29 protein-coding genes are annotated in these 26,811 nt (G+C 67.9%); 5 read left to right on the top strand and 24 right to left on the bottom strand.

From position 1 onward, the window contains the following. Nucleotide 1: 1 nt before the first annotated feature. The 5 genes from MLGJGCBP_RS25720 to rpsB form a co-directional block, all read right to left on the bottom strand. A complete protein-coding gene (locus tag MLGJGCBP_RS25720; RefSeq protein WP_087556525.1) occupies nucleotides 2-928 on the bottom strand; it encodes a phosphatidate cytidylyltransferase in 927 nt (308 codons plus the stop codon). 28 nt (nucleotides 929-956) lie between these two features. Beyond that, the gene (gene frr / locus MLGJGCBP_RS25715; protein WP_015890301.1) at nucleotides 957-1,514 is read right to left on the bottom strand and encodes a ribosome recycling factor; all 558 of its coding nucleotides are present in this window, start codon (nucleotides 1,512-1,514) and stop codon (nucleotides 957-959) included. 81 nt (nucleotides 1,515-1,595) lie between these two features. Then, nucleotides 1,596-2,324: a UMP kinase gene (gene pyrH / locus MLGJGCBP_RS25710; protein ID WP_087556526.1), complete on the bottom strand. Its 729-nt coding sequence runs from the start codon at nucleotides 2,322-2,324 to the stop codon at nucleotides 1,596-1,598. A 178-nt stretch (nucleotides 2,325-2,502) separates the two neighbouring features. Further along, a complete protein-coding gene (tsf, locus tag MLGJGCBP_RS25705; RefSeq protein WP_072937822.1) occupies nucleotides 2,503-3,327 on the bottom strand; it encodes a translation elongation factor Ts in 825 nt (274 codons plus the stop codon). A gap of 112 nt (nucleotides 3,328-3,439) precedes the next feature. Further along, nucleotides 3,440-4,306, bottom strand: coding sequence for a 30S ribosomal protein S2 (gene rpsB / locus MLGJGCBP_RS25700; RefSeq protein WP_015890299.1), 867 nt, complete (start codon nucleotides 4,304-4,306; stop codon nucleotides 3,440-3,442). Nucleotides 4,307-4,622: 316 nt separating this feature from the next. Here rpsB and MLGJGCBP_RS25695 point away from each other — a divergent pair, with 316 nt between their 5' ends. Next, nucleotides 4,623-5,150: a M23 family metallopeptidase gene (locus MLGJGCBP_RS25695; RefSeq protein WP_236581361.1), complete on the top strand. Its 528-nt coding sequence runs from the start codon at nucleotides 4,623-4,625 to the stop codon at nucleotides 5,148-5,150. On the opposite strand, the gene MLGJGCBP_RS25690 is transcribed toward MLGJGCBP_RS25695, so the two are convergent. Beyond that, nucleotides 5,147-6,172: a MinD/ParA family ATP-binding protein gene (locus tag MLGJGCBP_RS25690; RefSeq protein ID WP_160099041.1), complete on the bottom strand. Its 1,026-nt coding sequence runs from the start codon at nucleotides 6,170-6,172 to the stop codon at nucleotides 5,147-5,149. The genes MLGJGCBP_RS25695 and MLGJGCBP_RS25690 overlap by 4 nt on opposite strands. 301 nt (nucleotides 6,173-6,473) lie before the next feature. Here MLGJGCBP_RS25690 and MLGJGCBP_RS25685 point away from each other — a divergent pair, with 301 nt between their 5' ends. Next, on the top strand, nucleotides 6,474-7,643 hold the full coding sequence (locus MLGJGCBP_RS25685) for a multidrug effflux MFS transporter (protein ID WP_160098903.1): 1,170 nt from the start codon (nucleotides 6,474-6,476) through the stop codon (nucleotides 7,641-7,643). Between the two features lie 26 nt (nucleotides 7,644-7,669). Here the strand turns inward: MLGJGCBP_RS25685 and MLGJGCBP_RS25680 are convergent, their stop codons facing one another. Then, nucleotides 7,670-8,455: a siderophore-interacting protein gene (locus MLGJGCBP_RS25680; RefSeq protein WP_442972123.1), complete on the bottom strand. Its 786-nt coding sequence runs from the start codon at nucleotides 8,453-8,455 to the stop codon at nucleotides 7,670-7,672. A 351-nt stretch (nucleotides 8,456-8,806) separates the two neighbouring features. On the opposite strand from MLGJGCBP_RS25680, the gene MLGJGCBP_RS25675 reads away from it, so the two are divergent. Together MLGJGCBP_RS25675 and MLGJGCBP_RS25670 are read left to right on the top strand one after the other, a co-directional pair. Then, a complete protein-coding gene (locus tag MLGJGCBP_RS25675; protein WP_087556529.1) occupies nucleotides 8,807-9,184 on the top strand; it encodes an ArsR/SmtB family transcription factor in 378 nt (125 codons plus the stop codon). Then, nucleotides 9,181-9,789 carry an SRPBCC domain-containing protein gene (locus tag MLGJGCBP_RS25670; RefSeq protein WP_160098899.1) on the top strand — a complete coding sequence of 203 codons (609 nt, stop codon included), beginning with the start codon at nucleotides 9,181-9,183 and terminating at the stop codon, nucleotides 9,787-9,789. The genes MLGJGCBP_RS25675 and MLGJGCBP_RS25670 overlap by 4 nt, the downstream gene beginning before the upstream one ends. Before the next feature lie 37 nt (nucleotides 9,790-9,826). Here MLGJGCBP_RS25670 and dprA read toward each other — a convergent pair whose 3' ends face one another. The 11 genes from dprA to MLGJGCBP_RS25615 form a co-directional block, all read right to left on the bottom strand. Further along, nucleotides 9,827-10,981, bottom strand: a complete 1,155-nt coding sequence (gene dprA, locus MLGJGCBP_RS25665; RefSeq protein WP_160098897.1) for a DNA-processing protein DprA — start codon at nucleotides 10,979-10,981, stop codon at nucleotides 9,827-9,829. Next, on the bottom strand, nucleotides 10,978-12,486 hold the full coding sequence (locus MLGJGCBP_RS25660) for a YifB family Mg chelatase-like AAA ATPase (RefSeq protein ID WP_160098895.1): 1,509 nt from the start codon (nucleotides 12,484-12,486) through the stop codon (nucleotides 10,978-10,980). Before MLGJGCBP_RS25660 ends, dprA begins: the two co-directional genes overlap by 4 nt. Continuing rightward, complete coding sequence (locus tag MLGJGCBP_RS25655; RefSeq protein WP_087556533.1) at nucleotides 12,486-12,842, bottom strand: YraN family protein; 357 nt, start codon at nucleotides 12,840-12,842, stop codon at nucleotides 12,486-12,488. Before MLGJGCBP_RS25655 ends, MLGJGCBP_RS25660 begins: the two co-directional genes overlap by 1 nt. 209 nt (nucleotides 12,843-13,051) lie before the next feature. Next, nucleotides 13,052-13,924, bottom strand: coding sequence for an LLM class F420-dependent oxidoreductase (locus MLGJGCBP_RS25650; protein ID WP_160098893.1), 873 nt, complete (start codon nucleotides 13,922-13,924; stop codon nucleotides 13,052-13,054). Between the two features lie 128 nt (nucleotides 13,925-14,052). Next, on the bottom strand, nucleotides 14,053-15,096 hold the full coding sequence (locus MLGJGCBP_RS25645) for a patatin-like phospholipase family protein (RefSeq protein ID WP_160098892.1): 1,044 nt from the start codon (nucleotides 15,094-15,096) through the stop codon (nucleotides 14,053-14,055). Nucleotides 15,097-15,130: 34 nt separating this feature from the next. Further along, the gene (locus MLGJGCBP_RS25640) at nucleotides 15,131-15,448 is read right to left on the bottom strand and encodes a DUF2469 domain-containing protein (RefSeq protein WP_005240496.1); all 318 of its coding nucleotides are present in this window, start codon (nucleotides 15,446-15,448) and stop codon (nucleotides 15,131-15,133) included. 37 nt (nucleotides 15,449-15,485) lie between these two features. Further along, nucleotides 15,486-16,166 (bottom strand): ribonuclease HII, encoded by a 681-nt coding sequence (locus tag MLGJGCBP_RS25635; protein ID WP_160098890.1) that lies wholly within the window; start codon nucleotides 16,164-16,166, stop codon nucleotides 15,486-15,488. Continuing rightward, nucleotides 16,163-16,945 (bottom strand): signal peptidase I, encoded by a 783-nt coding sequence (gene lepB, locus MLGJGCBP_RS25630; protein WP_160098888.1) that lies wholly within the window; start codon nucleotides 16,943-16,945, stop codon nucleotides 16,163-16,165. Before lepB ends, MLGJGCBP_RS25635 begins: the two co-directional genes overlap by 4 nt. An 81-nt stretch (nucleotides 16,946-17,026) precedes the next feature. Then, on the bottom strand, nucleotides 17,027-17,368 hold the full coding sequence (rplS, locus tag MLGJGCBP_RS25625) for a 50S ribosomal protein L19 (protein ID WP_005240490.1): 342 nt from the start codon (nucleotides 17,366-17,368) through the stop codon (nucleotides 17,027-17,029). A gap of 94 nt (nucleotides 17,369-17,462) precedes the next feature. Next, complete coding sequence (locus MLGJGCBP_RS25620) at nucleotides 17,463-18,368, bottom strand: hypothetical protein (RefSeq protein WP_160099039.1); 906 nt, start codon at nucleotides 18,366-18,368, stop codon at nucleotides 17,463-17,465. A 73-nt stretch (nucleotides 18,369-18,441) separates the two neighbouring features. Continuing rightward, nucleotides 18,442-20,781: a Tex family protein gene (locus MLGJGCBP_RS25615; protein ID WP_201453195.1), complete on the bottom strand. Its 2,340-nt coding sequence runs from the start codon at nucleotides 20,779-20,781 to the stop codon at nucleotides 18,442-18,444. Nucleotides 20,782-20,888: 107 nt separating this feature from the next. On the opposite strand from MLGJGCBP_RS25615, the gene MLGJGCBP_RS25610 reads away from it, so the two are divergent. Further along, nucleotides 20,889-21,905, top strand: a complete 1,017-nt coding sequence (locus MLGJGCBP_RS25610; RefSeq protein ID WP_160099035.1) for a serine hydrolase — start codon at nucleotides 20,889-20,891, stop codon at nucleotides 21,903-21,905. Between the two features lie 22 nt (nucleotides 21,906-21,927). Here MLGJGCBP_RS25610 and trmD read toward each other — a convergent pair whose 3' ends face one another. The 6 genes from trmD to ffh form a co-directional block, all read right to left on the bottom strand. Then, nucleotides 21,928-22,620, bottom strand: coding sequence for a tRNA (guanosine(37)-N1)-methyltransferase TrmD (gene trmD / locus MLGJGCBP_RS25605; RefSeq protein ID WP_160098886.1), 693 nt, complete (start codon nucleotides 22,618-22,620; stop codon nucleotides 21,928-21,930). 10 nt (nucleotides 22,621-22,630) lie between these two features. Further along, entirely contained in the window at nucleotides 22,631-23,182 is a 552-nt protein-coding gene (gene rimM, locus MLGJGCBP_RS25600) for a ribosome maturation factor RimM (protein WP_160098884.1), read from the bottom strand. A gap of 14 nt (nucleotides 23,183-23,196) precedes the next feature. Further along, the gene (locus tag MLGJGCBP_RS25595; protein ID WP_005240479.1) at nucleotides 23,197-23,439 is read right to left on the bottom strand and encodes an RNA-binding protein; all 243 of its coding nucleotides are present in this window, start codon (nucleotides 23,437-23,439) and stop codon (nucleotides 23,197-23,199) included. Further along, entirely contained in the window at nucleotides 23,436-23,897 is a 462-nt protein-coding gene (gene rpsP / locus MLGJGCBP_RS25590) for a 30S ribosomal protein S16 (protein ID WP_005240477.1), read from the bottom strand. Before rpsP ends, MLGJGCBP_RS25595 begins: the two co-directional genes overlap by 4 nt. Nucleotides 23,898-24,076: 179 nt before the next feature. Continuing rightward, nucleotides 24,077-25,162: an amidohydrolase family protein gene (locus MLGJGCBP_RS25585; protein ID WP_160098882.1), complete on the bottom strand. Its 1,086-nt coding sequence runs from the start codon at nucleotides 25,160-25,162 to the stop codon at nucleotides 24,077-24,079. A 3-nt stretch (nucleotides 25,163-25,165) separates the two neighbouring features. After that, entirely contained in the window at nucleotides 25,166-26,752 is a 1,587-nt protein-coding gene (gene ffh / locus MLGJGCBP_RS25580) for a signal recognition particle protein (RefSeq protein ID WP_087556542.1), read from the bottom strand. Between the last annotated feature and the right edge of the window lie 59 nt (nucleotides 26,753-26,811).

Below are 26,811 nucleotides of genomic sequence, written 5' to 3'. Positions count from 1 at the left end.
GTCACACGAGGACCGTGAGCACCAGCCACGTCACGAACGCCGACGGCAGCAGGGAATCGAGACGGTCCATGATCCCGCCGTGCCCGGGAAGCAGCGTGCCCATGTCCTTGATACGCAGTTCGCGCTTGACCTGGGATTCGATGAGATCGCCGAGCGTGGCGGTGACCACCAGCACGACGCCGAGAAGCACACCGATCATCGAGTTCTCGTCGAGGATCAGCGTGACCGTCAGCAGGCTTCCGATCACGCAGAACAGCAGCGAACCGAAGAACCCTTCCCACGACTTCTTGGGGCTGATCGCCGGCACCATCGGATGCTTGCCGAACAGCACACCCGCCGCATAACCACCGACGTCGGAGCAGACCACGCCGATCATCAGGCACAGCACCCGCCCGGCGCCGTCGTCCTGCAGCACCATCAGCACGGCGAACGACGCCAGCAACGGAATCCAGGACGCCACGAACACGGTGATCGCCGTGTCCCGGAGGAAGTTCTGCGGCGCCGCCTTCAACCCGTGGTCGAACAGGCGCCAGACCATGCAGACCAGGACCGTGCCCGCGAAGGCGCTGAGCACTCCGACCGGACCGAACGGCCACCCGAGCCACAGGATCGCCTGTCCCCCGGCGATCAGCGGGATCCGGGGGGCGCTGATGCCGGACTCGCGGAGCCGCTTCGTGACCTCCCACGTGGCGACGGCCATCGCGACCGCGACCACCCCGATCCACACCAGGGGCACGTAGACGAGGATCAGGATGAGCGCGACACCGAGTCCGACGCCGACGCCGATCGCCGCGGGGAGGTTACGCCCGGCCTTGGACTTCGCGGCCGTGGCCGCCTCCGGCGCGGGTTTCCCCTCGGAGACCGGTCCCGAGGGGTCGCCCTCGGAGATGGGTCCCCCTGGGGTCCCGTGTTCTGCTGGCACGGTCACTGTCCCCGATCCACTCCTCGTCTCGTGACTAAACTTCCAGTAACTCGGCTTCCTTGTGCTTCACCAGTTCGTCGACCTGCGCGACGTACCGGGCGGTCGTCTTGTCGAGTTCCTTCTCGGCCCGCCCGACCTCGTCCTCGCCGGCCTCGCCGTCCTTCTGGATCCGGGACAGCTCGTCCATCGCCTTGCGGCGCACGTTGCGCACGGACACCTTCGCGTCCTCGCCCTTGGACTTCGCCTGCTTCACCAGTTCGCGGCGGCGTTCCTCGGTGAGCTGGGGAACGGAGATGCGGATCAGGTTTCCGTCGTTGGACGGGTTCACGCCCAGGTCGGAGTTCCGGATCGCCGTCTCGATGGCGTTCAGCTGCGAGGCCTCGTACGGCTTGACGACGACGAGTCGCGCCTCCGGCACGTTGATGCTGGCAAGCTGCGTGATCGGGGTGAACGCGCCGTAGTAGTCGATTCCGATGCGGTTGAACATGCCAGGATTCGCGCGGCCCGTGCGGATCGATCCGAGATCGTCCTTGGCCACCGTGACAGCCTTCTCCATCTTCTCCTCGGCTTCGAAGAGAGCTTCATCAATCACGGCTGTTCCTCCATGTCGTTCTGCATCGATTCGTCACTGCCTCTGTTTCGAGAAAACCCTGTGTCGAGCGTGGCACGCGCGTCATGACTTGACGAGCGTTCCGATCTTCTCACCGGACACCGCCCGAGCGATATTCCCCTCGGTCAGCAGATTGAACACCATGATCGGCATCTCGTTGTCCATACACAGGCTGAAGGCCGTCGCGTCGGCCACCTTCAGCTCCTGCTCGATGACCTCACGGTGCGTGATCTGCGTGTACATCGTCGCGTTCGGGTCGAGGTTCGGGTCCGCGGTGAACACACCGTCGACGGCCTTGGCCATCAATACCACCTCCGCGCCGATCTCGAGGGCCCGCTGCGCCGCGGTCGTGTCGGTCGAGAAGTACGGCATGCCCATGCCGGCGCCGAAGATCACGACGCGCCCCTTCTCGAGGTGACGCTGGGCGCGCAGCGGAATGTACGGTTCCGCCACCTGCCCCATGGTGATCGCCGTCTGCACGCGGCTGTCGATGCCCTCCTTCTCCAGGAAGTCCTGCAGAGCAAGGCAATTCATGACCGTGCCGAGCATGCCCATGTAGTCGGAACGCGCGCGGTCCAAACCTCGCTGCTGCAGTTCCGCACCACGGAAGAAGTTGCCGCCGCCGATGACCACCGCCACCTGCACCCCGGATCGCACGACCTCCGCGATCTGCTCCGCGACCTTGGTCACCACGTCGGGGTCGAGACCGACCTTGCCACCACCGAACATTTCTCCGCCGAGTTTGAGAAGGACTCGATGGAATCCCGTACGTTCGTTGGCTGGTTCGGACATTGCTCTCCTCAGTTCCACAGCACTCGTCGATTTCGACAGCGGCCGAGCGCACCCATGCGGCTACCCGGCCCATTCAGACGGCCATCCTCATCCTGCCTCATCAGGACGGTGGCGGTATACGTAGGCCCCGCCGGGCGAGCGCACTCGTCCGACGGGGCCATACGACTCACACGACTTCCTACGAAGCACCGACCTCGAAGCGGACGAAGCGCTTGATGGTCACGCCGGCCTCGTCGAGGATCGCCTTGACGGACTTCTTGGAGTCCTGCACCGAGGACTGCTCGGTCAACACGACGTCCTTGAAGTAGCCGTTGACGCGGCCTTCGATGATCTTCGGCAGAGCCTGCTCCGGCTTGCCCTCGGCGCGAGCGGTCTCCTCGGCGATGTGACGCTCGTTGGCGACGATGTCCTCGGGGACCTCGTCGCGCGTGACGTACTTGGCCTTGAGCGCCGCAACCTGCATGGCGGCGCCGCGAGCGGCCTCCGCAGCAGCGTCGCCCTCACCGGTGTACTCGACGAGGACGCCGACGGCGGGCGGCAGGTCGGCGCTGCGCTTGTGCAGGTAGACCGCGACCGGTCCGTCGAAGGAGGCGATCTTGCTCAGGACGAGCTTCTCGCCGATCTTCGCGGACTGCTCCTGGATGACGGTGTCGACCGTCTTGCCGTCGAGCTCGAGCGCCTTGAGGGCGTCGACGTCAGCGGGCTTCGCTGCGGCGGCGACCGTGACGATCGACTCGGCGAGCTTCAGGAAGTCCTCGTTCTTCGCGACGAAGTCCGTCTCGCAGTCGAGCTCGAGCAGGACGCCGTCCTTGGAAACGACCAGGCCCTCGGCCGTGGTGCGCTCGGCACGCTTGCCCACGTCCTTGGCGCCCTTGATGCGCAGCTGCTCGACAGCCTTGTCGAAGTCACCCTCGGCCTCAGCGAGAGCGTTCTTGCAGGCCATCATTCCGGAGCCGGTGAGCTCGCGGAGCCGCTTGACGTCAGCGGCGGTGTAGTTCGCCATGGTGAGCGAGCCTCCTCATATGTCTGTTGGGACGTAAGTCAGGGTAGTACTCGGGGCAGACCGTGAAACGGCCCTGACCAAAGATCTCTTGGTCAGGGCCGTTTGCATCGGATCAGGCCTCGGTGGAGGGAGCCTCTGCTGCGGGGGCCTCGGCAGCCGGAGCCGCCTGTGCCTCAGCTGCGGGAGCGGCCTCCGCTGCGGGCGCTGCCTGCGAGAGCAGTTCCTGCTCCCACTCGGCGAGGGGTTCACCGGCGCCGGCCTCGGGCTTCGCGTCCTTGTCGGAGCTCAGTCCGGCACGGGCCTGCACGCCCTCGGCCACCGCGGAGGCGACGACCTTGGTGAGCAGGGCGGCGCTGCGGATGGCGTCGTCGTTGCCCGGGATCGGGTAGTCGACGAGGTCGGGGTCGCAGTTGGTGTCCAGGATCGCGATGACCGGGATGTTCAGCTTGCGAGCCTCGGCAACCGCCAGGTGCTCCTTGTTGGTGTCGACGACCCACACCGCGGAGGGGACCTTGGCCATGTCGCGGATACCACCGAGAGTGCGGTCCAGCTTGGTCATCTCACGCGTGAGCATGAGGATTTCCTTCTTGGTGCGACCCTCGAAGCCACCGGTCTGCTCCATCGCCTCGAGCTCCTTGAGGCGGAGAAGACGCTTGTGGACGGTGGTGAAGTTGGTGAGCATGCCGCCGAGCCAACGCTGGTTGACGTAGGGCATCCCGACGCGAGTGGCCTCGGCCGCGATGGACTCCTGGGCCTGCTTCTTGGTGCCGACGAAGAGGACGGTGCCGCCGTGGGCAACCGTCTCCTTGACGAATTCGTACGCCTTGTCGATGTACGTCAGCGTCTGCTGCAGGTCGATGATGTAGATGCCGTTGCGGTCGGTGAAGATGAATCGCTTCATCTTCGGGTTCCAGCGACGGGTCTGGTGACCGAAGTGCGTGCCGCTGTCCAGCAGCTGCTTCATTGTTACGACAGCCATGGCTGTGTATCTCTCTTTCATTGCCGGTTGATGCCGAACGTCGGTGACGTTCCGCCCTGGCGCCCGTGAATCGTCGGACTCACATCGAAATGCGAGACCAGCCGACGATCCGTACACTGCGCGGACGCGCGAAGTCGGACTGTGCGAACACAGACCGCTCGATCAGTGTACGGCCTCGACGCCCCACGCCCTAACCGCCCCTGACACACCCGCGCCATCCGTGCAAGGGCTGCAGGGAATCTGTGGACGAAACGGAATCCATCCACAATGTCGGCCGCCGCCCGATTTCCGCCCCGACGTGCGGGATCGTCGAGCCATGACGAAGTTCGGGGCGATCCTGCGGGTCCTGACCGCGGCGGTCACGGCGACGACCCTCCTGACCGCCGCGGCTCTCCTCGGCCCGCCCGCCGATGCCGCACCGACCGGCGACTTCGACTGGCCGCTGCACCCGCGGCCGCGGGTGGTGCGGGCGTTCGACAATCCCGAACACGACTGGCTTCCCGGCCATCGCGGCGCGGATCTGGGCGGCGTCCCCGACGAGGCGGTGCTGTCCGCGGGCGCGGGCATCGTGGTGTTCGCAGGCACGGTCGCGGGCAAACCCGTCGTCTCCGTCGACCACCCGGGAGGGCTGCGCACCACGTACGAACCGGTGACCGCCCGGGTCACCCCCGGGCTGCGCGTCGGCCGCGGCACCGTCCTCGGCACACTCGAACCCGGGCACCCGGGCTGCATCACTCCCGTCGCCGCGTGCCTGCACTGGGGTCTGCGCCGCGACCGCGAATACCTCGACCCACTCGGACTCGTCCGGGTGGCGCCGGTACGGCTCGAACCTGTCGGCGGCTAGCGCCACTCGGCGACAGCGTGTCTGCCCGCCGATTCCGGGAAGTCGTCCGCGACCATCGCGGCGAGTTCGACGAACGCCTTGCGCGTCTCGGGACGCAGCAGATCCAGATCCACCACCGAACCCTCGGCGAGGTGCTCGTCGAACGGCACCACCTTCACCGCCCGGCACCGGAGCAGGAAATGGTTGGTCAGTTCCGTCATGTCGATCATGCTCGAGCCCGGCCGGGCGGCACTGATCACGACGACGGTGCGGGACACGAGGTGCCCGTAACCGTGGTGCTGCAGCCAGTCCAGCGTGGCGGCGGCACTGCGGGCGCCGTCGATCGCGGGCGAACTCACCAGCACCAGGTAATTGGCGAGTTGCAGAACGCCGTTCATCGCCGAATGCATGATGCCGGTGCCGCAGTCGGTGAGGATGATGTTGTAGTACACCTGCAGGATGTCGATGACTCGCCGGTAGTCGTCCTCGCTGAACGCCTCGGAGATCGCCGGGTCCTGTTCGCTCGCGAGCACCTCGAGGCGACTCGGCGCCTGCGACGTGTGAGCCCGCACGTCCGAATAGCGCCGGATGTCCGGCTCCGCCGCGATGAGGTCACGGACGGTCGATGTTGTCTGCAGGGGCACCCGTTGCGCGAGCGTCCCGAAGTCGGGGTTGGCGTCGACGGCGATCACGCAGTCGCCGCGCAACGACGCGAACGTCGATCCGAGCCCGATCGTGGTCGTCGTCTTCCCGACGCCGCCCTTCAAGGACAGGAACGCAATTCGGTAGTCCCCCTGGATCGGCTGCCGGATCCGGTCGAGGAGTGCGGCGTCACGAGCTTCCCCCGCCGACTCCCCCGGGTTCACCGTTCCCCCGGTGAGCCGGTGCAGTCCGCGCCGCCATCCCCGACTCGGCGCCTTGCGCGCCCGCTTGAGGAGCGCATCCGCCACCAGATCCTGATTGGTCACCTGATGCTGACTCGGCGCCGGAGCGGGATCGTCCCAGGACTGCTGTCCCCACGGGTCCGCCGCGGCATCGCCCACCGGGGCGCCGCCACCGTCGTTCAGCCACGACGGCTGCGGTCGAGTCAAGTCTTCGCGGTCCACTGTTCCCCCGGGATAGTGCAGCAACAACTGCAGATTCGTGGGGCGACGCTACCAAACCGGATCAGGCCCGGGAATGTGCCTGATCGTGCACCGCACGCAGCCTGCCCGGAACCTTCCGTCGCGAGCGCGGGCTGCCGGAAGGTCGCTGCTCATCGCGGCAACAGCCGACTCGGGCGGGGCAAAAATCGAGCAGTCGCGCCGCTACTGTTCTTTTGTGCAGCGAACGATCTCCATCCCGATGTTGTGTGTTCTGGCGTTACTGTCCGCGATCGCCCCACTGGCCACCGACATGTATCTCCCCGGCCTCCCCCTGATGACGGAGAGCCTGAACACGTCGGCGCCGAGCGTGCAGCTGACACTGACCACGTTCATGGCGGGGCTCGGGATCGGCCAGCTCGTGATCGGACCGTTGTCGGACGGTCTCGGACGTCGCCGCCTGCTGATCGGCGCGACCGTCGTGACGACCCTCGCCGCGATGGCCTGCGCTCTCGCCCCGACCGTCGAAAACCTCATCGCCGCAAGACTTTTCCAGGGCCTGAGCGGCGGTGCGGCGATCGTGCTCGCGCGCGCCTGCATCGCCGACCGGGCCCGCGGAGACAGCGCCGCCCGGCTCTTCAGCATCATGATGATCATCGGCGGGGTCGCACCGGTAGTCGCGCCGCTGCTCGGCGGCGCCCTCCTCGGGCCGGTCGGCTGGCGAGGGATCTTCTGGGTCCTCACCGCCGCCGGGGTGGCGATGTTCGCGGGCGTGCTGATCCTCGTCCCGGAGACGCTCCCCCCGGAGAACCGGCACGGCGGCGGGCTCACCGCCCTCGTCCGCAACCTGCACTACGTCGTCGGCAACCGCGTCTACCTGGGTTACGCGTTCACATTCATGTTCGGGTTCGTCGCCCTGTTCTCGTACATCTCCGCGTCGCCGTTCGTCGTGCAGAACGTCCTCGGCCTCAGTCCGGGACAGTTCTCGATCGTGTTCGCGGTGAACGCCGCGGGGATGGTGAGTGCCGCGATCGTCAACACGCGACTAGTGGGCACGTTCCATGCCCGGCAATTGCTGCGTTTCGGGGTGACGCTGCTCCTGACGGCGGGTGTGGTGCTGCTGCTCGCCGCGACAACGATCGATTCGCCGTCCTGGTGGGCGATCCTGATCCCGCTGTTCGTCTCCGTGTCGAGCATCGGTTTCGTGATGGGCAACGCGACGGCCCTGGCTCAGGGCGAGGTCACGAAGGCGTCCGGCACCGGGTCCGCACTCCTCGGGGCCGGCCAGTTCGGGCTCGCCGCGGTGGTCTCGCCGCTCGTCGGCATCGCCGGACCCGACAGTGCCGTGCCGATGACCGTCGCGATCCCCTCGGCGGGAGCCGTGGCCATGCTGTCGCTGCTGGTGCTGACGCGGCCGACGCACACCTCGTAGCGCGTCCGCCGCGGCGGGTCAGCGTGTCAGCGGGAGGCACCCTCACTCGCGGCGAGTTCGGACTTCCACACCCGGAAGCCTTCCTCGGTGCGACCGCGGCGCCAGTATCCGGAGATCGACGCGGCCGAAGCGGGGACGCCCCGCTCGTTGCGCACGTAGGAGCGGAGGTTCTGCATCACGGCCTGCGCCTCACCGTGAATGAACACCTGCGCGTCTCCGGGCAGCCATTCGGTGTCGCGGACCGCCGCGACGAGGGGGGCGTTGCCTCCCGACGCCTCTTCCCCGATCCGGTCCGCCGTGTCGCCGCGGTGGATCCACGTGACGTCGACGCCCGCGGGCGAGTCGAAGGCGATCTCGTCGTCCGGGCCTGCGACCTCGATGATGACCCTCCCCACCGCCGACGCGTCGAGTTTCTCGACGGACGCCGAGATGGCGGGGATTGCGGTCTCGTCGCCCGCGAGCAGGTACCAGTCGGCCGCCGGGTCCGGTGCGAACGCCCCACCGGGGCCGCGCAACGTCAGGACGTCACCGGCCGCCGCGGACGCCGCCCACGGTCCGGCGACACCGGCGTCGCCGTGGACCACGAAGTCGATGGCGATCTCACGCGTCACCGGGTCGACGGACCGGATCGTGTAGGTGCGCAGAACAGGCGCTTCGGGGCTTCCGAATTCGAGTTTCGCGTACGCGTCGGTGAAGGCGTTGGGAACGAAGCTGTCGAATCCGGGGTCGCCGAGGATTACCCGCACCATGTGCGGCGTCAGCCATTCGGTCCGGAGCACGGTCAGTGTTGCAATCGGCTTTGCCACAGGCATCTCTCCAATGAACTCAAGTTGGTTAGTGTTACCTAACTACGGTACAGGAGAGACTGCCGGCGGCAGCCGGAGTCGTCTACGAGCCGGACGCGAACAACAGGTTCAACACCTGCGCGACGAAGTTCCGCCACAAATCCTCGGCTGACCCCATATCTCACTCCTTACGTGACGCTGATCCACCTGTGGGCATCGAATGTTGTGAGGTGCGTTCCAGAGACGTTTCTACTCCACCTCGTCGCCGATCGGTCGGTTCAACTCACCCTTTCAGCTGGCCGAAGCGCGACGACCAGTCTTCCCCTCTGAAATTCTTCGGCCCTTGCCTATATTGGCGAGAGCCGATATAAACGGAAGATGCACGCGTTCGACGTACTCGGCGACCCCGTTCGCCGGCGGATCATGGAACTCCTGTCGGAGGGCGAACTTTCGGCCGGTCAGGTGACCGAAGTCGCAGCCGCAGAGTTCGGGATCTCACAGCCGACAGTGTCCGGGCACCTGCGCGTGCTGAGGGAGAACGGGTTCGCCACCGTCCGTCGCGAAGGCACCAGGCGTCTCTACGCGGTCGAGCCTGCGCCGCTGCAGGAGGTGGATCGATGGCTCGACGGGTTCCGCCGGTTCTGGAGCCAGCCGCTCGACGCCCTGGCCACCGAACTCGCCCGCGGGAGTCGTCAGGACGCCCGGCCGAGCCGATCCGCGCACCCCGATTCATCGACAGAAGGAGACCGACAGTGAACGAGATCGCCGGTCAGGACACCAGCCTGACGACAGTGCAGCGGAGCATGGGTAACCGCGAGATCGCCGAGGGCTCGGCACGAACGGCTGTGCTCAGACGACGCTACGACGCGCCGATCGACGACGTCTGGAATGCCATCACGACCCCGGACCGAGTCGACCGCTTCTTCCTCCCGCTCAGCGGCGAACTGCGCGCGGGCGGTTCCTTCGCGCTGCAGGGCCAGGCCAGCGGGGAAATCCTGGCCTGCGACGCCCCGCATCTGCTGCGGCTGCAGTGGACGCCGCCCGGCGACCGTGGGTACAGCGACCAGGTCGAGGTCCGGCTGACCGCCGACGGTCCGGACGCGACGTGGCTGGAGTTGGAACACGCGTCCGTCGCCGACGTCTTCCGCAACGACCCGGACACGGGCTGCTACGGCGTCGGAACGGGCTGGGAAGGTCCCCTGCACTATCTCGGCGAGTACCTGCGCGGCGTCCTGCCGGACCGCCCCAGCACCGAGTGGTACACGTTCGACGAAGCCGAGGAACTGCGCCTCGCCAACTACCGGGGCACGGAATGGGCGAAAGTCGAGGCCCAGCACGCGCGGAGCATCGGCGACGCCTGAGAACGCATCGGGTCGCGCGCCCCGGACCCGCCCCGTCTCACCGCTGCCGGGACCATCCCGTGTCGTCGGAGCCGACGAAACCCTCCATCTCGAGGAGCGGGAGCACGGCGCGGACCTGCTCGATCGCGACCCCGGACAGTTCGGACAGTTCCCGGACCCCGCGCGGTCCGGCGGCAGGCAGCGCCTCGTACACCAGCAGGGCGTCGCCCGACAGCGCGTCGAGATCGCGGGCCACCTCGGGGCCGTCCCGCAGTCCGATCGGCCCGGCCTCCTCGACCACGTCGCCAGCGTTCGCGACCAACCGTGCCTCACCCTCTCGAATCATCCGATTGCATCCGGTCGACGACGCCGACGTCACCGGACCGGGCACGGCCATCACCGGACGCCCCAGTTTGCGCGCCCAGCTCACGGTGTTCCTGGCGCCGCTGCGCCAGCCCGCCTCCACCACGACCACCCCGTCGGACAGGCTCGCCACCAACCGGTTCCGCGCCAGGAACCGGTGTTTCGCGGGAGTCGTGCCCGGCGCGTACTCACTGATCACCGCACCGTTCTGCGCGATCTGCCGCAACATGCGCGCATGCCCCGCCGGGTACGCGCGATCCACACCACATGCCAGCACCGCCACCGTCAGGCCCCCGACACCCAGGGCTGCGCGATGTGCGGCGCCATCGACCCCGAACGCCGCGCCCGATACGATCGTCCACCCGTCGACCGCAAGATCACCCGCAATCTCCGCCGTCACGTGCTCCCCGTACCCACTCGCCGCCCGTGTCCCCACGATCGAGATCGCCCGATCGGTGAGTTCGGCCACCGGGCGCGAACCGAGCACCCACAACGCCAGCGGCGGACCCTCGTTCCGCGACCGCGACAGATTCCCGAAACCGAGGAGCCTCCACTGTGGCCACTCGTCGTCGTCCGGCGTCACGAGCCGGCCACCCATCCCCGCCATCAGTGCGAGATCGTCCGCGGCCGTGTCCACGTGGGCACGGGCCACCGTGCGCTCCCCCAGCACGTCCGACAGATCCCGCTCCCGCACGGCCCGCGCAGCCTCCTCCGGCCCCACCTCCGCCACGAGTCGGTACAGCGCCGGACACGGCCCCTGCACCACCTTCGACAGATACGCCCACGCCAACCGGCGCGGATCGTGAACTCCGCTCGGATCGTCTGCGTCACTTCGTATTTCCACCGTCATTGAAAGCTCCGATCACGAAATCCCAGCGCGGTGACCACCTGCTCCGGGCCCGGCATGCCCAGCCCGGCCAGATCGCTCACCGTCCACGCCACCCGTAGCGCACGATCGGCCCCTCGGGCTGTGATCAGCCCCTTGCGCAGCGCCCGCTCCACCGGCGCCAGCGCCGGGCGCGCCAACCGGAACTTCTGCCGCAGGGCCGGGCCGGGCACCTCGGCGTTGGTGCGCCATCCGTAGTCGCTCCACCGCTCGCCGGCGGCGGCGCGCGCCTCGGCCACCCGCTGCCGCACATCCTCGGTGCTCTCGCCGACGTCGTCGATGAACGCCCCGGTCGCGACGGCCTGCATCCGCACCCGCAGGTCCACGCGGTCCATCAGAGGTCCCGACAACTTCCCGAGATAGCGTCGCCGAGCGGTTGGTGCGCACACACAGTCCGCCTCCCGCGGCGGCGCACACGGGCACGGATTGGCCGCGAGGATCAGCTGGAAACGCGCCGGGTACCGGGCGACCCCGTCCCGTCGCGCGATACGCACTTCCCCGTCCTCGAGAGGGGTCCGCAGAGCCTCGAGCACCTTGGTTCCGATCTCGGCGCACTCGTCGAGGAACAGCACCCCGCGGTGGGCGCGACTGACCGCACCGGGTTTCGCGACACCGCTGCCGCCGCCGACCAGTGCACTCACCGACGCGGTGTGGTGGGGTGCGATGAACGGCGGCACGTCGATGAGGGGGCGCTCGGGCGGCAGGAGCCCCGCCACCGAGTGGATTGCCGTCACCTCCAACGATTCGCTCTCGGTGAGCGGCGGCAGAACCCCCGGAAGACGTTGCGCCAGCATCGTCTTCCCGACGCCGGGTGGGCCGGTGAGCATGAGGTGGTGCGCTCCCGCCGCCGCCACCTCGATGGCCCAGCGGGCCTCCGTCTGACCGACCACCTCGCTCAGATCGGCGCGCACCGGCTGCGCGACCCACTGCGCCGGCTCGGGGTACTCGAGATCACGTTCCTCCCGCAGCCACGCGATCGCCGCCCTCAGATCGTGCGCGCCGAGCACCTCGACACCGCCGACCAGTCCCGCCTCGGGCAACGACTGCACGGGGACCACCACAGTGGCCCATCCCGCATTCTTCGCCGCAAGCACCGCGGGCAGGATCCCGCGCACCGATCGGAGGCGCCCGTCCAGCGCCAATTCGCCGAGCAGAACGGTCTCGCGCAACCGCTGCCGCTTCACCTGCTTGGCCGCGTCGAGCACGGCAGCGACGAGCGCGAGATCGTAGACCGACCCCACCTTGGGCAGGGTCGCAGGCGACAACGCGAGGATCACCTTCGAATCCGGCCATTCCTCGCCCGAATTCGCGACCGCGGCCCTGATCCGGTCGCGTGCCTCCGACAGCGCGGTGTCGGGCAACCCGACCAGGTGCACTGCGGGAAGCCCCCGGCCGATGTCGGCCTCGATCTCGACGAGTTGACCGTCGACCCCGGTCACCGCAACCGAATGCGCGCGCCCCAGTGCCATCAGAACGCGTCCCGGACGTGCTCGATCTGTGGTTGCGGGCCGTGCCCGATCATGATGGCGACGACGTCGAACCGCACCCGCGACCAGTGCCGGCTCGACTCCCGCAACCATTCCACCGCCAGCAGTCGGATCCGTCGCTGCTTGGAGAACGTGACTGCCTCGGCGGGAGTGCCGTATCCCAGGCCGCGCCGCGTCTTCACCTCGACGAAGACGAGCCAGTCCCCCTCCGCCGCAATGAGATCGACCTCGCCGTATCGGGATCGCCAGTTGCGGTCGACGATTTCCATGCCCGCCTCGGTGAGATACCGGGCGGCCAGATCCTCTCCATGTGCACCAAGCGCGAGATTGTGCGCCACAGCAGCCTCCACCCCGTCCCGCGGCGGCCCACCGATGCGAACCGCGCCCCTCGCACCACCGTGGCCGACCAGGATTCCGGAGGAAGTGCTCGAACTGGGCGAACACATTGGGTTGTGGATGGAGCCCACGTTGTGGACAACTCGCCACCCCGCGGCGAATGTTCACGAGGAAACCCCTGGCCAGGGCTGTCAAGAAGGGAGTCGAGCGCTCAGCCGATCGCTGGCATCCAGCGGCGTGCGAGGGCCGCCACCCACTCGGCGGCGTCACCGGGATCCCCGGGTGGTGCTTCGACGAGGACGAGTTCGTCGACGCCCGCACTGACCAGGGCATCGACGTGGGACGGGTCCACTTCCCGCAGGGCAACGGCCAGGTGCACACCGGCCGGTTCGCGCCCCGCGTCGCGGCACAGTGCGCGGATCGCCTCGATCCGTTCGGCGACGGCGTCGACGCCGTTCAGGTTGAACCCGTACCAGCCGTCTCCCCACGCCGCGACCCGGCGGAGCGCGGCGTCGCTGTTACCGCCGAGCACGACCGGAATCCGGCGATCGCGCACGGGTTTGGGGTTCACGCGGATCGAGTCGAAGTGGACGAACTCGCCGTCGAACGTCGCGACATCGTCACGCCACAGCGTGCGCATCGCGGCGACGTATTCGGCGGCGCGCTCGCCGCGGCGCTCGAACGGAATGCCGAGCGCAGCGAATTCTTCCCTGGACCAGCCGATGCCGACACCGAGGGTCAACCGGCCACCGCTCATCAGATCCAACGTCGCCGCCTGCTTGGCCATGAGCACGGGATTGTGCTCGGGCAGCAGCACTATCCCGGTGGCGACACCGATCGTGTGGGTGGCTGCGGCGGCGAAGCTCAGCCCGATCATCGGGTCGAGCCAATCCGCAACGGCGGGAACGGCGATCTTTCCGTCGTCCGCGTACGGATACCGCGACGCCGACCGATCCACCATCACGACGTGCTCGCCTGCCCACAGCGTGGCGAATCCGGTGTTCTCGGCGGCGACCGCGACCGCGTCGATCACGGCGCGGCGAGCGCCGGTACCGATCCCGAGGGCGTGCAACCCGAGGCGCATCGGCCGATCGTCTCACAGTTGCCCGGCCGAGGTGCCCGGTTCCGGACGCACCTCCCCGCGCACGTCGAGGCTCCTGGCGTAGTGCTCCTTGAACACCTCGAGGTGCGTCCAGGTCTCGCCTTTCGCCGTCAGCCGGACTCGCCGTCCGAATCGGCCGGAGACGGGGCGGCCGTCGTCGGGGTGAGTCCGGCGTCGTCGAGCGCACGCCCGGTGAGCACCCGGCCCAGTTCGATCATCTCGGCGGCGCGGTGGAAGTCGAGGCTGCGGCACGCGTTCCGCGGCACCCGGACGTGCACGTCCGGTGGGTACGCGGCGAGCTGGTACCGGGCCAGCGTTGCCTGCATCACGTCGAGCGAGCGGTTCATCACCGCGAACCGACTGAACTTCGGGACGGCCACCGCGGTCCCCTCGACCACGGCCTGGTCGGCGATCACCTGACCGTCCGGCTCCTCCGACGGATCCGGGTCGGTGTGCGCGGCGCCGAACCGTCCGACCACCGACCGCACGATGTCCAGGTCACGCAGTTGTGCGGCGCTGCGGCGGAAGCGGGCCATCCATTCGTCCACCGGCCGCGAGTCCGCGCTGACGTTCTCCGGGGCCGGCGAACGGCCGTCCCGATCCTCGGCGCCCAGGCTGATTCCGACGGTCAGGTCGGCGCTCACCGAGACGAGCGGCGCCATCGGCAGCGGGTCGAGTACCCCACCGTCGGCGAGGACCCTGCCGTTGAGCACGTACGGCGTGATGACGCCGGGGATGGCGATCGACGCGCGCATCGCCGCGTCGACGGGGCCGCGCTGGAACCACACCGACCGGCCCGCAGCGAGATCGGTGGCCACAGCCGTATACGGGATGGGAAGGTCTTCGATGCGGATCTCCCCGAGGATCTCCCGGACGCGGTGCAGGATCTTCTCGGCGTGGATGGCGCCGGGCGCGGAGACCGACAGGTCGAGGAGCCGCACGACGTCCAGCTGGGTCAGACCGATCGCCCACCGGGTGAAGTCGTCGAGCTTCCCCGCGGCGTGGAGGCCGCCGACGAGGGCGCCCATCGACGATCCTGCGACACCGACGATCTCGAATCCGCGCTCCTCGAGTACCTGAATCGCGCCGATGTGCGCGTATCCCCGGGCGCCGCCACTGCCCAGAGCCAGCGCGACGCGCCTCGGTCCGGTCATCGGATGATCGTACGCGGCCGGGAACTTCAGGTCGTCAGGACAGACCGTTGTCCGGGAGCCGCAGGTCCGGCTTGTCGAGTTCCTCGATGTTCACGTCCTTGAACGTGATGACGCGGACGTACTTCACGAACCGCGCGGGACGGTACATGTCCCACACCCAGGCGTCGGACATGCGCAGCTCGAAGTAGATTTCACCGTCCGCGTTGTGCGGCAGCAACTCCACCGAGTTGGCCAGATAGAATCGGCGCTCGGTCTCCACGACATAGGAGAACTGACCGACGATGTCCCGATACTCGCGGTAGAGCGACAGCTCCATCTCGGTTTCGTACTTCTCGAGATCCTCGGCACTCATCGGTCTCGGAGTCCTCCTGCTCTGGTGTGAATTGTCATCATCTCGCACTTCCGGAACTGTTATCCACTCGGTGTAGCAGCGCCGCGACGTTCGACCACGATCGGCGGTGCTCCGGGCACGGGCCCAGCTCGTCGAGCGCCGCCAGGTGGGCGGGCGTGTTGTATCCCTTGTGGATCGCGAAACCGTAACCGGGGTGTGTCTCGTCCATCGCGACCATCACCCGGTCCCGCGACACCTTGGCCAGGATGCTCGCCGCAGCGATGCACGCCGCAGCGGCGTCGCCCCCGATCACCGGCAGCGACGGGGCCGGGAGCCCCGGGACGCGGAAGCCGTCGGTGAGAACGTAGCCGGGGGTGGTCGAGAGCCCGGCGACCGCACGCCGCATGCCCTCGATGTTGGCGACGTGGACCCCCATGCGGTCGACTTCCTCGGCCGGGAAGGACACGACGCTCCAGGCCACTGCCAGGCGCGTGATGGCCGGGAACAACTCTTCGCGCGTGCGCTCGGTGAGCTTCTTCGAATCGTCGAGTCGTGCCAGCGCCGGATACGGCTTCGGCGCGAGCACACAGGCCGCCACGACGAGCGGGCCCGCGCACGCGCCCCGGCCGGCCTCGTCGACACCGGCCACCGGCCCGAGTCCGCTGCGGACCAGGGCCGACTCCATCGTCCGCAGACCGGACGACCTGCGAATGACGATGCGCGGAGGCCAGGAAGTCACTTGCCCTGGATATCGGGTGAACTGATCGTGCCCATCCGCGACGGCGGCAACGCGATGAAGACCGCTTTTCCGATCACGTTGTCGAGCGGGATGGTGCCTTGCATGTCGTCGCCGACGTGGTACCGCGAGTCCGCGGAGTTGCTGCGGTTGTCGCCCATCATCCACAGGTGGCCCTCGGGGACGGTGACGGGACCGAAGCAGCGTGCCGACTTCAGCGCGGTGTCGCAGGTCTGGGAGCCCGGAACGAACGGGAAGTCCATGACGACGTAGGGCTCGTCGAGTGGTTTACCGTCCACCAGGATGCGCCCCTGGTCGTCGCAGCATTCGACGGTCTGACCGCCGGTGGCGATCACACGCTTGACGAGGTCGTTCTCGTCCGGCGGGACGAGTCCGACGAGGGAACCGACTTCCTGCGCACCGCGGATCACCACATTCGAGGAACGGGTGGAGACGAAATCCTGTGACCACGAATCGGGGCCGCGGAACACGATGACGTCACCCGGTTTCGGATCACCGAAGCGGTAACCGATCTTCTCGACCACGATGCGGTCGCCGGTGCAGCCCGTGCACCCGTGCAGTGTCGGTTCCATCGATTCCGACGGAATGAGATAGACCCGTGCGACGAACGTCTGCAGCAGGAAGCTCAGGACGAGCGCGACCAGAATCAGGACCGGCAACTCGCGGAAGAAGGAGCGGGGCTTCTTCTCGGGCTCCGCCGCACCGCCGTTCGCTGCGGAGGTGGCGGCCGAATCGCCGGTGGTCTCGGATTCCGACGACAATGCCCGCTCCTTCGAAGAATCTGTCACGAAATCAGATTAGCCCGGCACTGCGCGTACGCAGTGCCGGGCTCATCGGAAAGGTCAGCGCTTTTCCTTGATCTTGGCGGCCTTGCCACGCAGATCGCGGAGGTAGTACAGCTTGGCGCGACGGACGTCACCGCGGGTGACGACCTCGATCTGCGCCAGGTTCGGGCTGTGAACCGGGAAGGTGCGCTCGACGCCGACACCGAAGGAGACCTTGCGGACGGTGAAGGTCTCGCGGACGCCGCCGCCCTGACGGCGGATCACGACGCCCTTGAAGACCTGCACGCGCTCCTTGGAGCCTTCGATGACCTTGACGTGCACGTTGAGGGTGTCGCCGGGACGGAACTCGGGAATGTCGTCGCGGAGGGACTTCTTGTCCAGGAAATCGAGAGTGTTCATCGGTGTTCCATCCTTGCGTTTTCGCAGGAGCAGAGGAACCGAGCGGCACGCGGACGTTCGAAGAACACCGGTGCTCGTCTGGTTCGTGCCCAGATCAAGTACTGCTGCCTGGTCCAGGCAACCCGTCCATTGTGCCAGACGCCACCGGGTGAAGCGAAATCGGTGGTGGCGCCGCATGCACCACGTGGTCGAGTTCCACCTCGGCCGCCACCTTGGCATGTTCCGCGGCTTCCTTCACGTGCACCGCGCTGGGCGTGCCCGCGATGAAGTCCTGCACGAAGATCTTGGCCCGGATGACGGGCCGCCGCCACTTCCGCTCCCGTTCGAGCGCCCGCAGCATCCGCTTCGGCTTCGACGTATAGCGCCACCGCGCCCACGGCGCGCTCGGCCTACTCAGCCGGAGCGCCCCGATCAGCAGGATCGGGAACACGAACAGCCCGAGCAGTCCGGTCCAGATCTTCCCCTTGAGCAGCACCACCGCCGCGATGAGCAGGTTGATCACCGACGACAGCGCGATCGCCACCCGCACCCAGGGATCCGGGGAATCCCGGAAGTCGGTGACGTTGATCAGTTCGAGTGGACGCAGACCGAGGAGCAGCAGACCGGTGACGGCGATCGCGACGAACACGGCATCGACCGACGTCCGGCCCTCGTCCGCCCAGTACACGTCCTGCAGGTAGAAGATCAGCGCGAACTCGTCCAGCACCAGAGCTGCGCCGATCCCGAAGAACGTGGCGAGGACGGCACCGGTGGTCTGGGTGCCGTCCTCGTACACGGCGATGAGGGCGACACCGGACATGAGCATCGTCACGACGCCGAACACCACGTGGTGGACGTGGTGCCCGCCGGGTTTCACGTTGCCCGGCCACCACGAGATCTCGGCGCGGATCATCCGCACGCTCAACCGGATGAACAGGAATGCCGCGAGAAACCCGAGCAGGAAAAAGAGCAGAGGCAGGCGCCCGTGCCCGACGATTTCCCTATCCAGCCATTCGTACATCGGCATCCACTATCCCAGTAAAGAACTGGTCACTCCACGGGAAAGTGGAGGCTCGTGTCGGGATGGTGACCTCTTACTTGCCGAACCCCGCCTTTCGCAGCGCGTCGGCCATCGACCCGCCGGGCGCCGGGCGGTTGTCCCGCCCGCGGTCGCGTCCACCCTGCTGCTGCGGCTTGCCCCCGCCGCGCCGGTCCTGCGGCTGCCCACCACCCCGCCGATCCTGCCGCTGCCCGCCGCCGCGGGGCCCGTCGTTCTTGCGGCCGCCTGCCCCGACCTCGTCGTCGAGTCGCAGCGTCAACCCGATGCGCTGACGGGCCTCGTCGACCTCGAGGACCTTCACCGTCACCACGTCGCCCGACTTCACGACGTCGCGCGGGTCCTTGACGAAGTTGTGGGACATCGCCGACACGTGGACGAGGCCGTCCTGGTGGACACCGATGTCGACGAACGCGCCGAACGCCGCCACGTTGGTGACGACGCCCTCGAGGGTCATCCCGGGCTTCAGGTGCGACACCTTCTCGATGCCCGCCGCGAATGTGGCCGTCTTGAATTCCGGGCGGGGGTCACGGCCGGGCTTCTCGAGCTCACCGATGATGTCGGTGACAGTCGGGAGTCCGAACCGGTCGTCGACGAAGTCGGCCGGGTTCAGGCTGCGCAGCGCGGACGTGTTGCCGATGATCTCGCGCACGCCGGTGCCGCTGGTCTGGACGATCTTGCGCACCACCGGGTAGGCCTCGGGGTGGACGCTGGACGCGTCGAGCGGGTCGTCGCCGTTGGGGATGCGCAGGAAGCCGGCGCACTGCTCGAACGCCTTCGGCCCGAGCCGCGCGACGTCCTTGAGACCCTGGCGGCTGCGGAACGGCCCGTTCTGGTCGCGGTGCGCGACGATGCTCTCGGCGAGGGACCCGGCGATACCGGACACGCGGGACAGCAGCGGCACGGACGCGGTATTGACGTCGACGCCCACGGCGTTCACCGCGTCCTCGACGACGGCGCCGAGCGACCGCGCGAGGACGGTCTCCGACACGTCGTGCTGGTACTGGCCGACGCCGATCGACTTCGGGTCGATCTTCACCAGTTCGGCGAGGGGATCCTGCAGGCGCCGGGCGATGGAGACGGCGCCGCGGATCGACACGTCGAGGTCGGGCAGTTCCGCCGAGGCGTACGCGGACGCCGAATACACGGACGCGCCGGCCTCGGACACGACGATCTTCGTGAGGTTGGTGGCGCCGGACTTGGCGATCAGCTCGCTCGCGAGCGCGTCCGTTTCACGGGAGGCGGTGCCGTTTCCGATGGCGATCAGCTCCACGCCGTGCTTGGCGACGAGACCGGCGAGTGTGGCGAGGGAGGCGTCCCACTTGTTCTGCGGCTGGTGCGGGTAGATCGTCTCGTGTGCGACGACCTTGCCGGTGGCGTCCACCACCGCGACCTTGGTGCCGGTCCGGAAGCCGGGGTCCAGGCCCATCGTGGCGCGGGTGCCTGCCGGCGCCGCCAGAAGCAGGTCTTTCAGGTTGGTGGCGAACACGTCGACGGCGTCCTTCTCCGCCGACTGCCGCAGCCGCATCCGCGTGTCGATGCCCAGGGTGACGATCATCTTGGTGCGCCACGCCCACCGCACGGTGTCGAGGAGCCACCGGTCGGCCGGCCTGCCGCGGTCGGCGATGCCGAACCGTCCGGCGATCCGGCCCTCGTAGACCGTGGGTTCGCCCGGGACGGCTTCTTCCGTGTCGGGTGCCAGGGTGAGCGAGAGCACCTCTTCCTTCTCGCCGCGCAGCACCGCCAGGATCCGGTGTGAGGGGAGCTTGCCGAACGGTTCGGAGAACTCGAAGTAGTCGGCGAACTTCGCACCCTCGGTTTCCTTGCCCTTGCGGACCGCGGACACCAGTTGCCCGCGGGTCCACATCAGCTCACGGAGCTCACCGACCAGGTCGGCGTCCTCGGCGAAGCGTTCGACGAGGATTGCGCGCGCACCCTCGAGTTGCTCGGCCGTGTACGACGCCGGATCGGTCGAGGGATCGGTGATCAGCGCGTCGGCCACGGGCTCGTGACCGGCTTCGCGCGCGATCTGCGCCTTGGTGCGACGCTTCGGCTTGAACGGCAGGTAGATGTCCTCGAGACGCGCCTTCGTCTCGGCGGTCATGATCTGCCCGCGCAGCTGATCGTCGAGCTTGCCCTGCGAGTCGATCGACTCGAGCACGGCGTCCCGGCGCTCGTCCAGTTCCCGCAGGTACCGCAGGCGTTCCTCGAGCTGGCGGAGCTGAGCGTCGTCGAGCGTTCCGGTGACTTCCTTGCGGTACCGGGCGATGAAGGGCACGGTGGCTCCGCCGTCGAGAAGGTCCACGGCGGCCGCGACCTGCCCCTCCCGGACGTCGAGCTCCTCGGCAATGCGCTGGTTCACGGTCTTGAGACTCACGGAAATGGACCCTACCGCTACTCTGAGACAATATCGTCGGCGGTGAGGCCGTCACGAAGATCTCTCGGGAGAATTTCATGTCCAGGCTGATCCGCTGCCTGACGGTCATGGTCTTCCTGCTGGGTGCGACGCAGGCCTGCACCATCCCGACCGAGACGAACTCCGTGGTCGACATCCCGGCGACCTCACCGGCGGTCGCGACCCCCGACCTTCTCCCTTCCGAGGAACCCCCCGAGGAACCTGCCGGTGACGGCGTGACCGTGAGCCCGGAGCCGTTCCCCTCCGAGCGGGTCCCAGTCTCCGCACCCCTCGCCGACCGCATCTCGGCGGCGGTCGCGACGGCGGCGGCCGAGCGCGGCGCCGACATGTCGATCGCCGTCCGGGACCGGGCCACCGGCAGCTATCTGGAGGACGCCGCAACCGAACCGGTCGAAACGGCGTCGCTGGCCAAGCTCTTCATCGCCGCCCAGATGTACCACCTCGACGCGCTCGGTGAGCGGCCGCTGTCCGACTTCGACCGTCTCCTGCTGGAACGGATGCTCGAGTCCTCCGACGACGACGCGGCCAACACGCTCTGGGATGATCTCGGCGGTTCGGACCTGGTCGTCGACGTCGCCCGGCGATACGGGCTCGCCGCCACCACACCGCCCTGGGACGGATTGTGGTGGAACACGGAGACGACCGCCGCCGATCTCGTGACGTTCTACACCGGGCTTCTCGACGACCGCGACGGCCTCGGCCCGGCGCGCATCGCCGAGTTCGTCGGCTACCTGCGCGCGACGACACCCGAGGGCATCGACGGCTACGACCAGCGGTTCGGCATCCCCGACGGGTTGCCGGGCGAGACCGTCGTCGGGGTGAAGCAGGGCTGGATGTGCTGTGTGGGTGATCGGTGGATCCACGTGTCGACCGGGGTGATCGGGGAGGACAACCGCTACATCGTGGCCGTCGCGTCTCGGGAGGACATCCGGTACGAGGACGACGAGGAGTCGTATCCGGACACCGCGATCACGGATGTCACCGAGGATTCGAGTGCGCAGCATGCACGGGACACGATGACCGGGTTCGTGAAGTCCGTGTTCCCCACCGGGGTCGTCGACGACTGGGCGCGGCCCCAGGGTTAGCGCCCTGGCCTCGGAAATCGTTTCAGGGCAACAGGTCCGGGCGACGTTCAACGGTTCGTTGCAGCGACTGCTCGCGCCGCCACGCCGCCACCTTCGCGTGATCGCCCGACAGGAGGACGGGCGGGACGTCGAGTCCGCGCCATGTGGCGGGCCGGGTGTAGCTGGGACCTTCGAGGAGGCCGTCGGAGAACGAATCCTCTTGGTGCGATTGCTGATTGCCGAGAACGCCGGGAATCAGGCGCACGAACGCCTCCGTCATCACCAGCACCGCCGCCTCCCCGCCGATGAGGACGTAGTCGCCGATGCTCACCTCTTCGACGCGAACGCGTCGGGCGGCGTCGTCGAACACCCGCTGATCGATGCCTTCGTAACGCCCGCAGGCGAAGACGATGTGCTTCTCCCCCGCCCAGCGCTCGGCGGTGGCCTGCGTGAACGGAACGCCGGCGGGTGTGGGGACGACGAGCAACGTGTCGGCGTCGTCGTCACCGGCGGCGAGGACGTCGTCCAGCGCGGGCCCCCACACGGTGGGCTTCATGACCATCCCCGGCCCGCCGCCGTACGGCGAATCGTCGACCGCCTTGTGGACGTCGTGCGTCCAATCCCGCAGATCGTGCACCTCGACGGAAATGAGGCCCTTGTCGATGGCCTTGCCGAGCAACGCTGCGCGAAGCGGTTCGAGGTATTCGGGAAAGATGGTGACCACGTCGAGGCGCATGCCTGCCGACTCACTTCCCGTCGGTGGATTCACCGAAGTCGGGATCGAGCAGCCCTTCCGGCGGATCGATCAGGACGACACCGTCGGCCACGGACACCGACGTGACGATCGCGGCCACGAACGGGACCAGCAGTTCGCCGGACTGTTCACCGGCCCGACGGACGGAGAGCAACTCGCCTGCCGCGGAATGCAATACCTCGATGACGGTACCCACCTCGGTGCCGTCCGCGAGGCGCACCGACAGTCCCTCGAGTTCGTGATCGTAGAACTCGTCGGGGTCGTCGGAGGGCACCAGGTCTGCGGTGTCGATGACGAACAGCGTGCCCCGCAGGGCATCCGCGGCAGTGCGATCCGGGACGCCCTCGAGGCGCAGCAGAAGCCGCCCGGAATGCTCCCGGGCGGCTTCCACCGTGTACGTACTCACAGTCTGCTCGCGCGGCTTGTGTCCCCGCAGCACGGCACCCACGGCGAATCGATCCCCGGGTTCGTCGGTGCGAACCTCGACCACGATCTCACCCTTGATGCCGTGCGACTTGGCGACACGGCCGACCACGAGCTCCACTGTTGTAAGGCCCTCTACTGATCGGTGTCGACGACGTCGACGCGGATCCCCCGGCCACCGATACCGGAGACCAGCGTGCGCAGAGCGGTCGCGGTGCGACCACCGCGACCGATGACCTTGCCGAGATCGTCAGGGTTGACGTGCACCTCGACAGTGCGCCCCCGACGCCCGGTGATCAGCTCGACACGAACGTCGTCGGGGTTGGCGACGATGCCACGAACGAGGTGCTCCACGGCATCGGCGACGACGGCACTCACTTGTCAGCAGCCTCGGACTCTGCAGCAGCCTCGGCGGGAGCGTCGGCAGCAGCCTCGGCGTCCTCGGCCTTCGCCTTCTTCTTCTTGGGCGTGATGGCCTCGCCGACGGGCTCGTTCTCGGCCTGCGCGAGCGCAGCCTGGAACAGCTCCAGCTTGGACGGCTTGGCTTCCTTGACCCGGAGGGTGCCCTCGGCGCCCGGCAGGCCCTTGAACTTCTGCCAGTCACCGGTGATCTTGAGGATGGCCTCGACGGGCTCGGTGGGCTGGGCGCCGACGCCGAGCCAGTACTGAGCGCGCTCGGAATCGACCTCGATCAGCGAGGGCTCTTCCTTGGGGTGGTACTTGCCGATGGTCTCGATCGCACGGCCGTTGCGGCGGGTGCGGGAGTCTGCGACGACGATGCGGTACTGCGGGTTCCGGATCTTGCCGAGCCGGGTGAGCTTGATCTTGACAGCCACTGCTGTACTTCTCCTTCAGTGCGCACACGAATGTGCCCACATGTCACGTGCAATTCGGCGACGCGCAGGAATAGCGCGCCCGGTTTTGCCTCTAATCTGTGACCGCCGCGCGGTGCGTAACCGGATGCGACGAACAGCGGTTCATTCTGCCAGACGAACCCCGGCAGGGGAAAACCAGGTCATCGGGTCTTGACGACGAGGCCCCCCAACACCACGACATCGGGCGCGGCGAGGGTGTCGTTGCTCGCGCGCGGGTCGTTCCGGAAGACCAGCAGATCGGCGGGCGCACCCGCTTCGACACCCGGATGTCCGAGCCACGCGCGCGCATCCCAGCACGCGGCGCCGAGCGCCTCGGACGGGGTGAGGCCGACCGCCTTCAGTTCCTCGACCTCGTCGGCGATGCGTCCGTGAACGATCGATCCGCCCGCGTCGGTGCCGGCGTAGATCGGGATCCCCGCATCGTGGGCGGCACCGATCGTGTCCTTCACCCGCGAGTGCAGGTCGCGCATGTGCGCGGCGTAGACCGGGAACCGTGAGGCGGACTCGGCGATCTCCGGGAACGTCGCGATGTTGATCAGCGTCGGGACGAGCGCCGTCCCGTTCGACACCATCAGCTCGATCGTCTCGTCGGTGAGTCCGGTGCCGTGCTCGATGCAGTCGATTCCGGCGTTGATCAGGCCCGGAAGCGCATCCTCCGCGAAGACGTGCGCGGTGACACGCGCCCCTTCGCGGTGCGCCGCAGCGATCGCCTCGACCAGAATGTCGTCGCTCCACAGCGGCGCCAGGTCGCCCGTGGAGCGGTCGATCCAGTCGCCGACCAGCTTGACCCACCCGTCACCGGCCCGGGCCTGACGCACCACCTCGTCCGGCAACTGCGACTCGTCCTCGAGATCGACGGGCAGTCCGCGGATGTACCGCTTGGGGGCGGCGATGTGTTGCCCGGCGCGGACAATTTTCGGCAGGTCGGGGCGGTCGTCGACGAATCGGGTGTCGACCGGCGAACCGGCGTCGCGAATCAGCAGGACCCCGCAGTCGCGCTCGGTCTCCGCCTGCGCGATCAACCCTTCGACGCTCTCGCCACCGCCACCGCCGAACTTGATGCCGACGTGGCAGTGGGCGTCGACGAGACCGGGAACGATCCACCCCGACTCGCAGACGGTCTCGGCGCCGGGAATCGGTTCCGTCGAGATCACACCGCCGTCGACCCAGAACTCGACCGGCTGTTCGTCGGGCAGACCGGTTCCCCGGAAGTGCAGTGCAGCCATCGGCTACTTCTTCGGCAGCTTCAGCTGGGACAGGTCGATGCCCTCGAGTCCGGGCGGCAACTCGTCGAGGCCCTTCGGCATGTTCGACAGGTCGGGCATCCCCGCGGGGAGACCTCCGGGCGGCATACCCGGGAACCCGCCGGGCAGGCCGCCGGGGAATCCTCCGCGCACCTTCGGCGGGGTCGGTCCCTTGCCACCCTTCTTGCCCTTCTTGCCCTTCTTGCTGCGCTGCGGCTTGCGGGCACCGGGCATGCCCATGCGACCGGCCATCGCGGCCATCATCTTGCGGGCTTCGAAGAAGCGGTCCACGAGCTGGTTGACGTCGGAGACCTTCACGCCGGAACCGTTGGCGATCCGCAGCCTGCGGGAGGCGTTGATGATCTTCGGGTCGTCACGCTCGGCGGGGGTCATACCCCGGATGATCGCCTGCACCCGGTCGAGCTGCTTCTCGTCGACGTTCGCGAGAGCGTCCTTCATCTGCCCCGCACCCGGGAGCATGCCCAGGAGGTTGCCGATGGGACCCATCTTGCGGACGGCCATCATCTGCTCGAGGAAGTCTTCGAGGGTCAGCTGGCCGGAGCCGATCTTCTGCGCGGTGGCCTCGGCCTGCTTCTGGTCGAAGACCTGCTCCGCCTGCTCGATGAGGCTGAGCACGTCACCCATGCCGAGGATGCGGCTGGCCATGCGGTCGGGGTGGAAGACGTCGAAGTCTTCGAGCTTCTCACCCGTGGACGCGAACAGGATCGGCTGCCCGGTGACCTCGCGGACGCTGAGCGCGGCGCCACCACGGGCGTCGCCGTCGAGCTTCGTGAGCACGACACCGGTGAATCCGACACCCTCGCGGAACGCCTCGGCGGTGCTGACCGCGTCCTGACCGATCATCGCGTCGAGGACGAAGATCGTCTCGTCGGGGTTCACGGCGTCGCGGATGCCCGCGGCTTGCGCCATCAGGTCGGCGTCGATACCCAGGCGACCCGCGGTGTCGACGATGACCACGTCGAACTGCTTGTTGCGGGCTTCCTCGACACCGGCCCTGGCCACCTCGACCGGGTCGGCCGCGGTGATGCCCAGTTCGTTGTCGCCGCCGCCGATGGACGTGCCGGGGTGCGGCGCGAACACCGTGGCTCCGGCGCGCTCACCGACGATCTGCAGCTGGGTGACGGCGCCGGGACGCTGCAGGTCGCAGGCGACGAGCAGCGGGGTGTGCCCCTGGTCGCGCAGCCACTTCGCGAGCTTGCCCGCGAGGGTGGTCTTACCGGAACCCTGCAGACCGGCGAGCATGATGACCGTCGGCGGCGTCTTGGCGAACACCAGCCGGCGGGTCTCGCCACCGAGGATCCCGACGAGTTCCTCGTTGACGATCTTGACGACCTGCTGCGCCGGGTTCAGCGCCGCCGAGACCTCGACGCCCTTGGCGCGTTCCTTGATCTTGGCGATGAACGAGCGGACGACGGGCAGCGCGACGTCTGCCTCGAGCAGGGCCAACCGGATCTCACGGCAGGTGGCATCGATGTCGGCTCCGGAAAGGCGACCCTTGCCACGCAGATCCTTGAGGGCTCCGGTCAACCTGTCGGAAAGGGATTCGAACACCGAGTGCGCTCCTGAAGTCATACGAGTGTGCGGTGGATATTCTCGGGCACCAGCCTAGC

This window comes from Rhodococcus sp. T7 (assembly GCF_009872365.1).
Taxonomy (GTDB): Bacteria; Actinomycetota; Actinomycetes; order Mycobacteriales; family Mycobacteriaceae; genus Rhodococcus_F.
The sequence above is the reverse complement of the archived record's forward strand: the minus strand, read 5'-3'. Positions and strand labels throughout refer to the sequence as shown.

Coding starts and splice junctions, on each gene's coding strand:
- MLGJGCBP_RS25610 (WP_160099035.1), top strand. CDS start 20,889: ATGGTCTTCCTGCTGGGTGCGACGCAGGCCTGCACCATCCCGACCGAG.
- MLGJGCBP_RS25675 (WP_087556529.1), top strand. CDS start 8,807: ATGCACGCGTTCGACGTACTCGGCGACCCCGTTCGCCGGCGGATCATG.
- tsf (WP_072937822.1), bottom strand. CDS start 3,327: ATGGCGAACTACACCGCCGCTGACGTCAAGCGGCTCCGCGAGCTCACC.
- MLGJGCBP_RS25695 (WP_236581361.1), top strand. CDS start 4,623: ATGACGAAGTTCGGGGCGATCCTGCGGGTCCTGACCGCGGCGGTCACG.
- MLGJGCBP_RS25645 (WP_160098892.1), bottom strand. CDS start 15,096: ATGACCGGACCGAGGCGCGTCGCGCTGGCTCTGGGCAGTGGCGGCGCC.
- rpsB (WP_015890299.1), bottom strand. CDS start 4,306: ATGGCTGTCGTAACAATGAAGCAGCTGCTGGACAGCGGCACGCACTTC.
- MLGJGCBP_RS25620 (WP_160099039.1), bottom strand. CDS start 18,368: ATGTACGAATGGCTGGATAGGGAAATCGTCGGGCACGGGCGCCTGCCT.
- rplS (WP_005240490.1), bottom strand. CDS start 17,368: ATGAACACTCTCGATTTCCTGGACAAGAAGTCCCTCCGCGACGACATT.
- MLGJGCBP_RS25680 (WP_442972123.1), bottom strand. CDS start 8,455: ATGCCTGTGGCAAAGCCGATTGCAACACTGACCGTGCTCCGGACCGAA.
- trmD (WP_160098886.1), bottom strand. CDS start 22,620: ATGCGCCTCGACGTGGTCACCATCTTTCCCGAATACCTCGAACCGCTT.
- MLGJGCBP_RS25660 (WP_160098895.1), bottom strand. CDS start 12,486: ATGGCACTGGGGCGCGCGCATTCGGTTGCGGTGACCGGGGTCGACGGT.
- MLGJGCBP_RS25685 (WP_160098903.1), top strand. CDS start 6,474: ATGTTGTGTGTTCTGGCGTTACTGTCCGCGATCGCCCCACTGGCCACC.
- dprA (WP_160098897.1), bottom strand. CDS start 10,981: ATGACGGTGGAAATACGAAGTGACGCAGACGATCCGAGCGGAGTTCAC.
- MLGJGCBP_RS25585 (WP_160098882.1), bottom strand. CDS start 25,162: ATGGCTGCACTGCACTTCCGGGGAACCGGTCTGCCCGACGAACAGCCG.
- MLGJGCBP_RS25650 (WP_160098893.1), bottom strand. CDS start 13,924: ATGCGCCTCGGGTTGCACGCCCTCGGGATCGGTACCGGCGCTCGCCGC.
- MLGJGCBP_RS25640 (WP_005240496.1), bottom strand. CDS start 15,448: ATGAGTGCCGAGGATCTCGAGAAGTACGAAACCGAGATGGAGCTGTCG.
- pyrH (WP_087556526.1), bottom strand. CDS start 2,324: ATGTCCGAACCAGCCAACGAACGTACGGGATTCCATCGAGTCCTTCTC.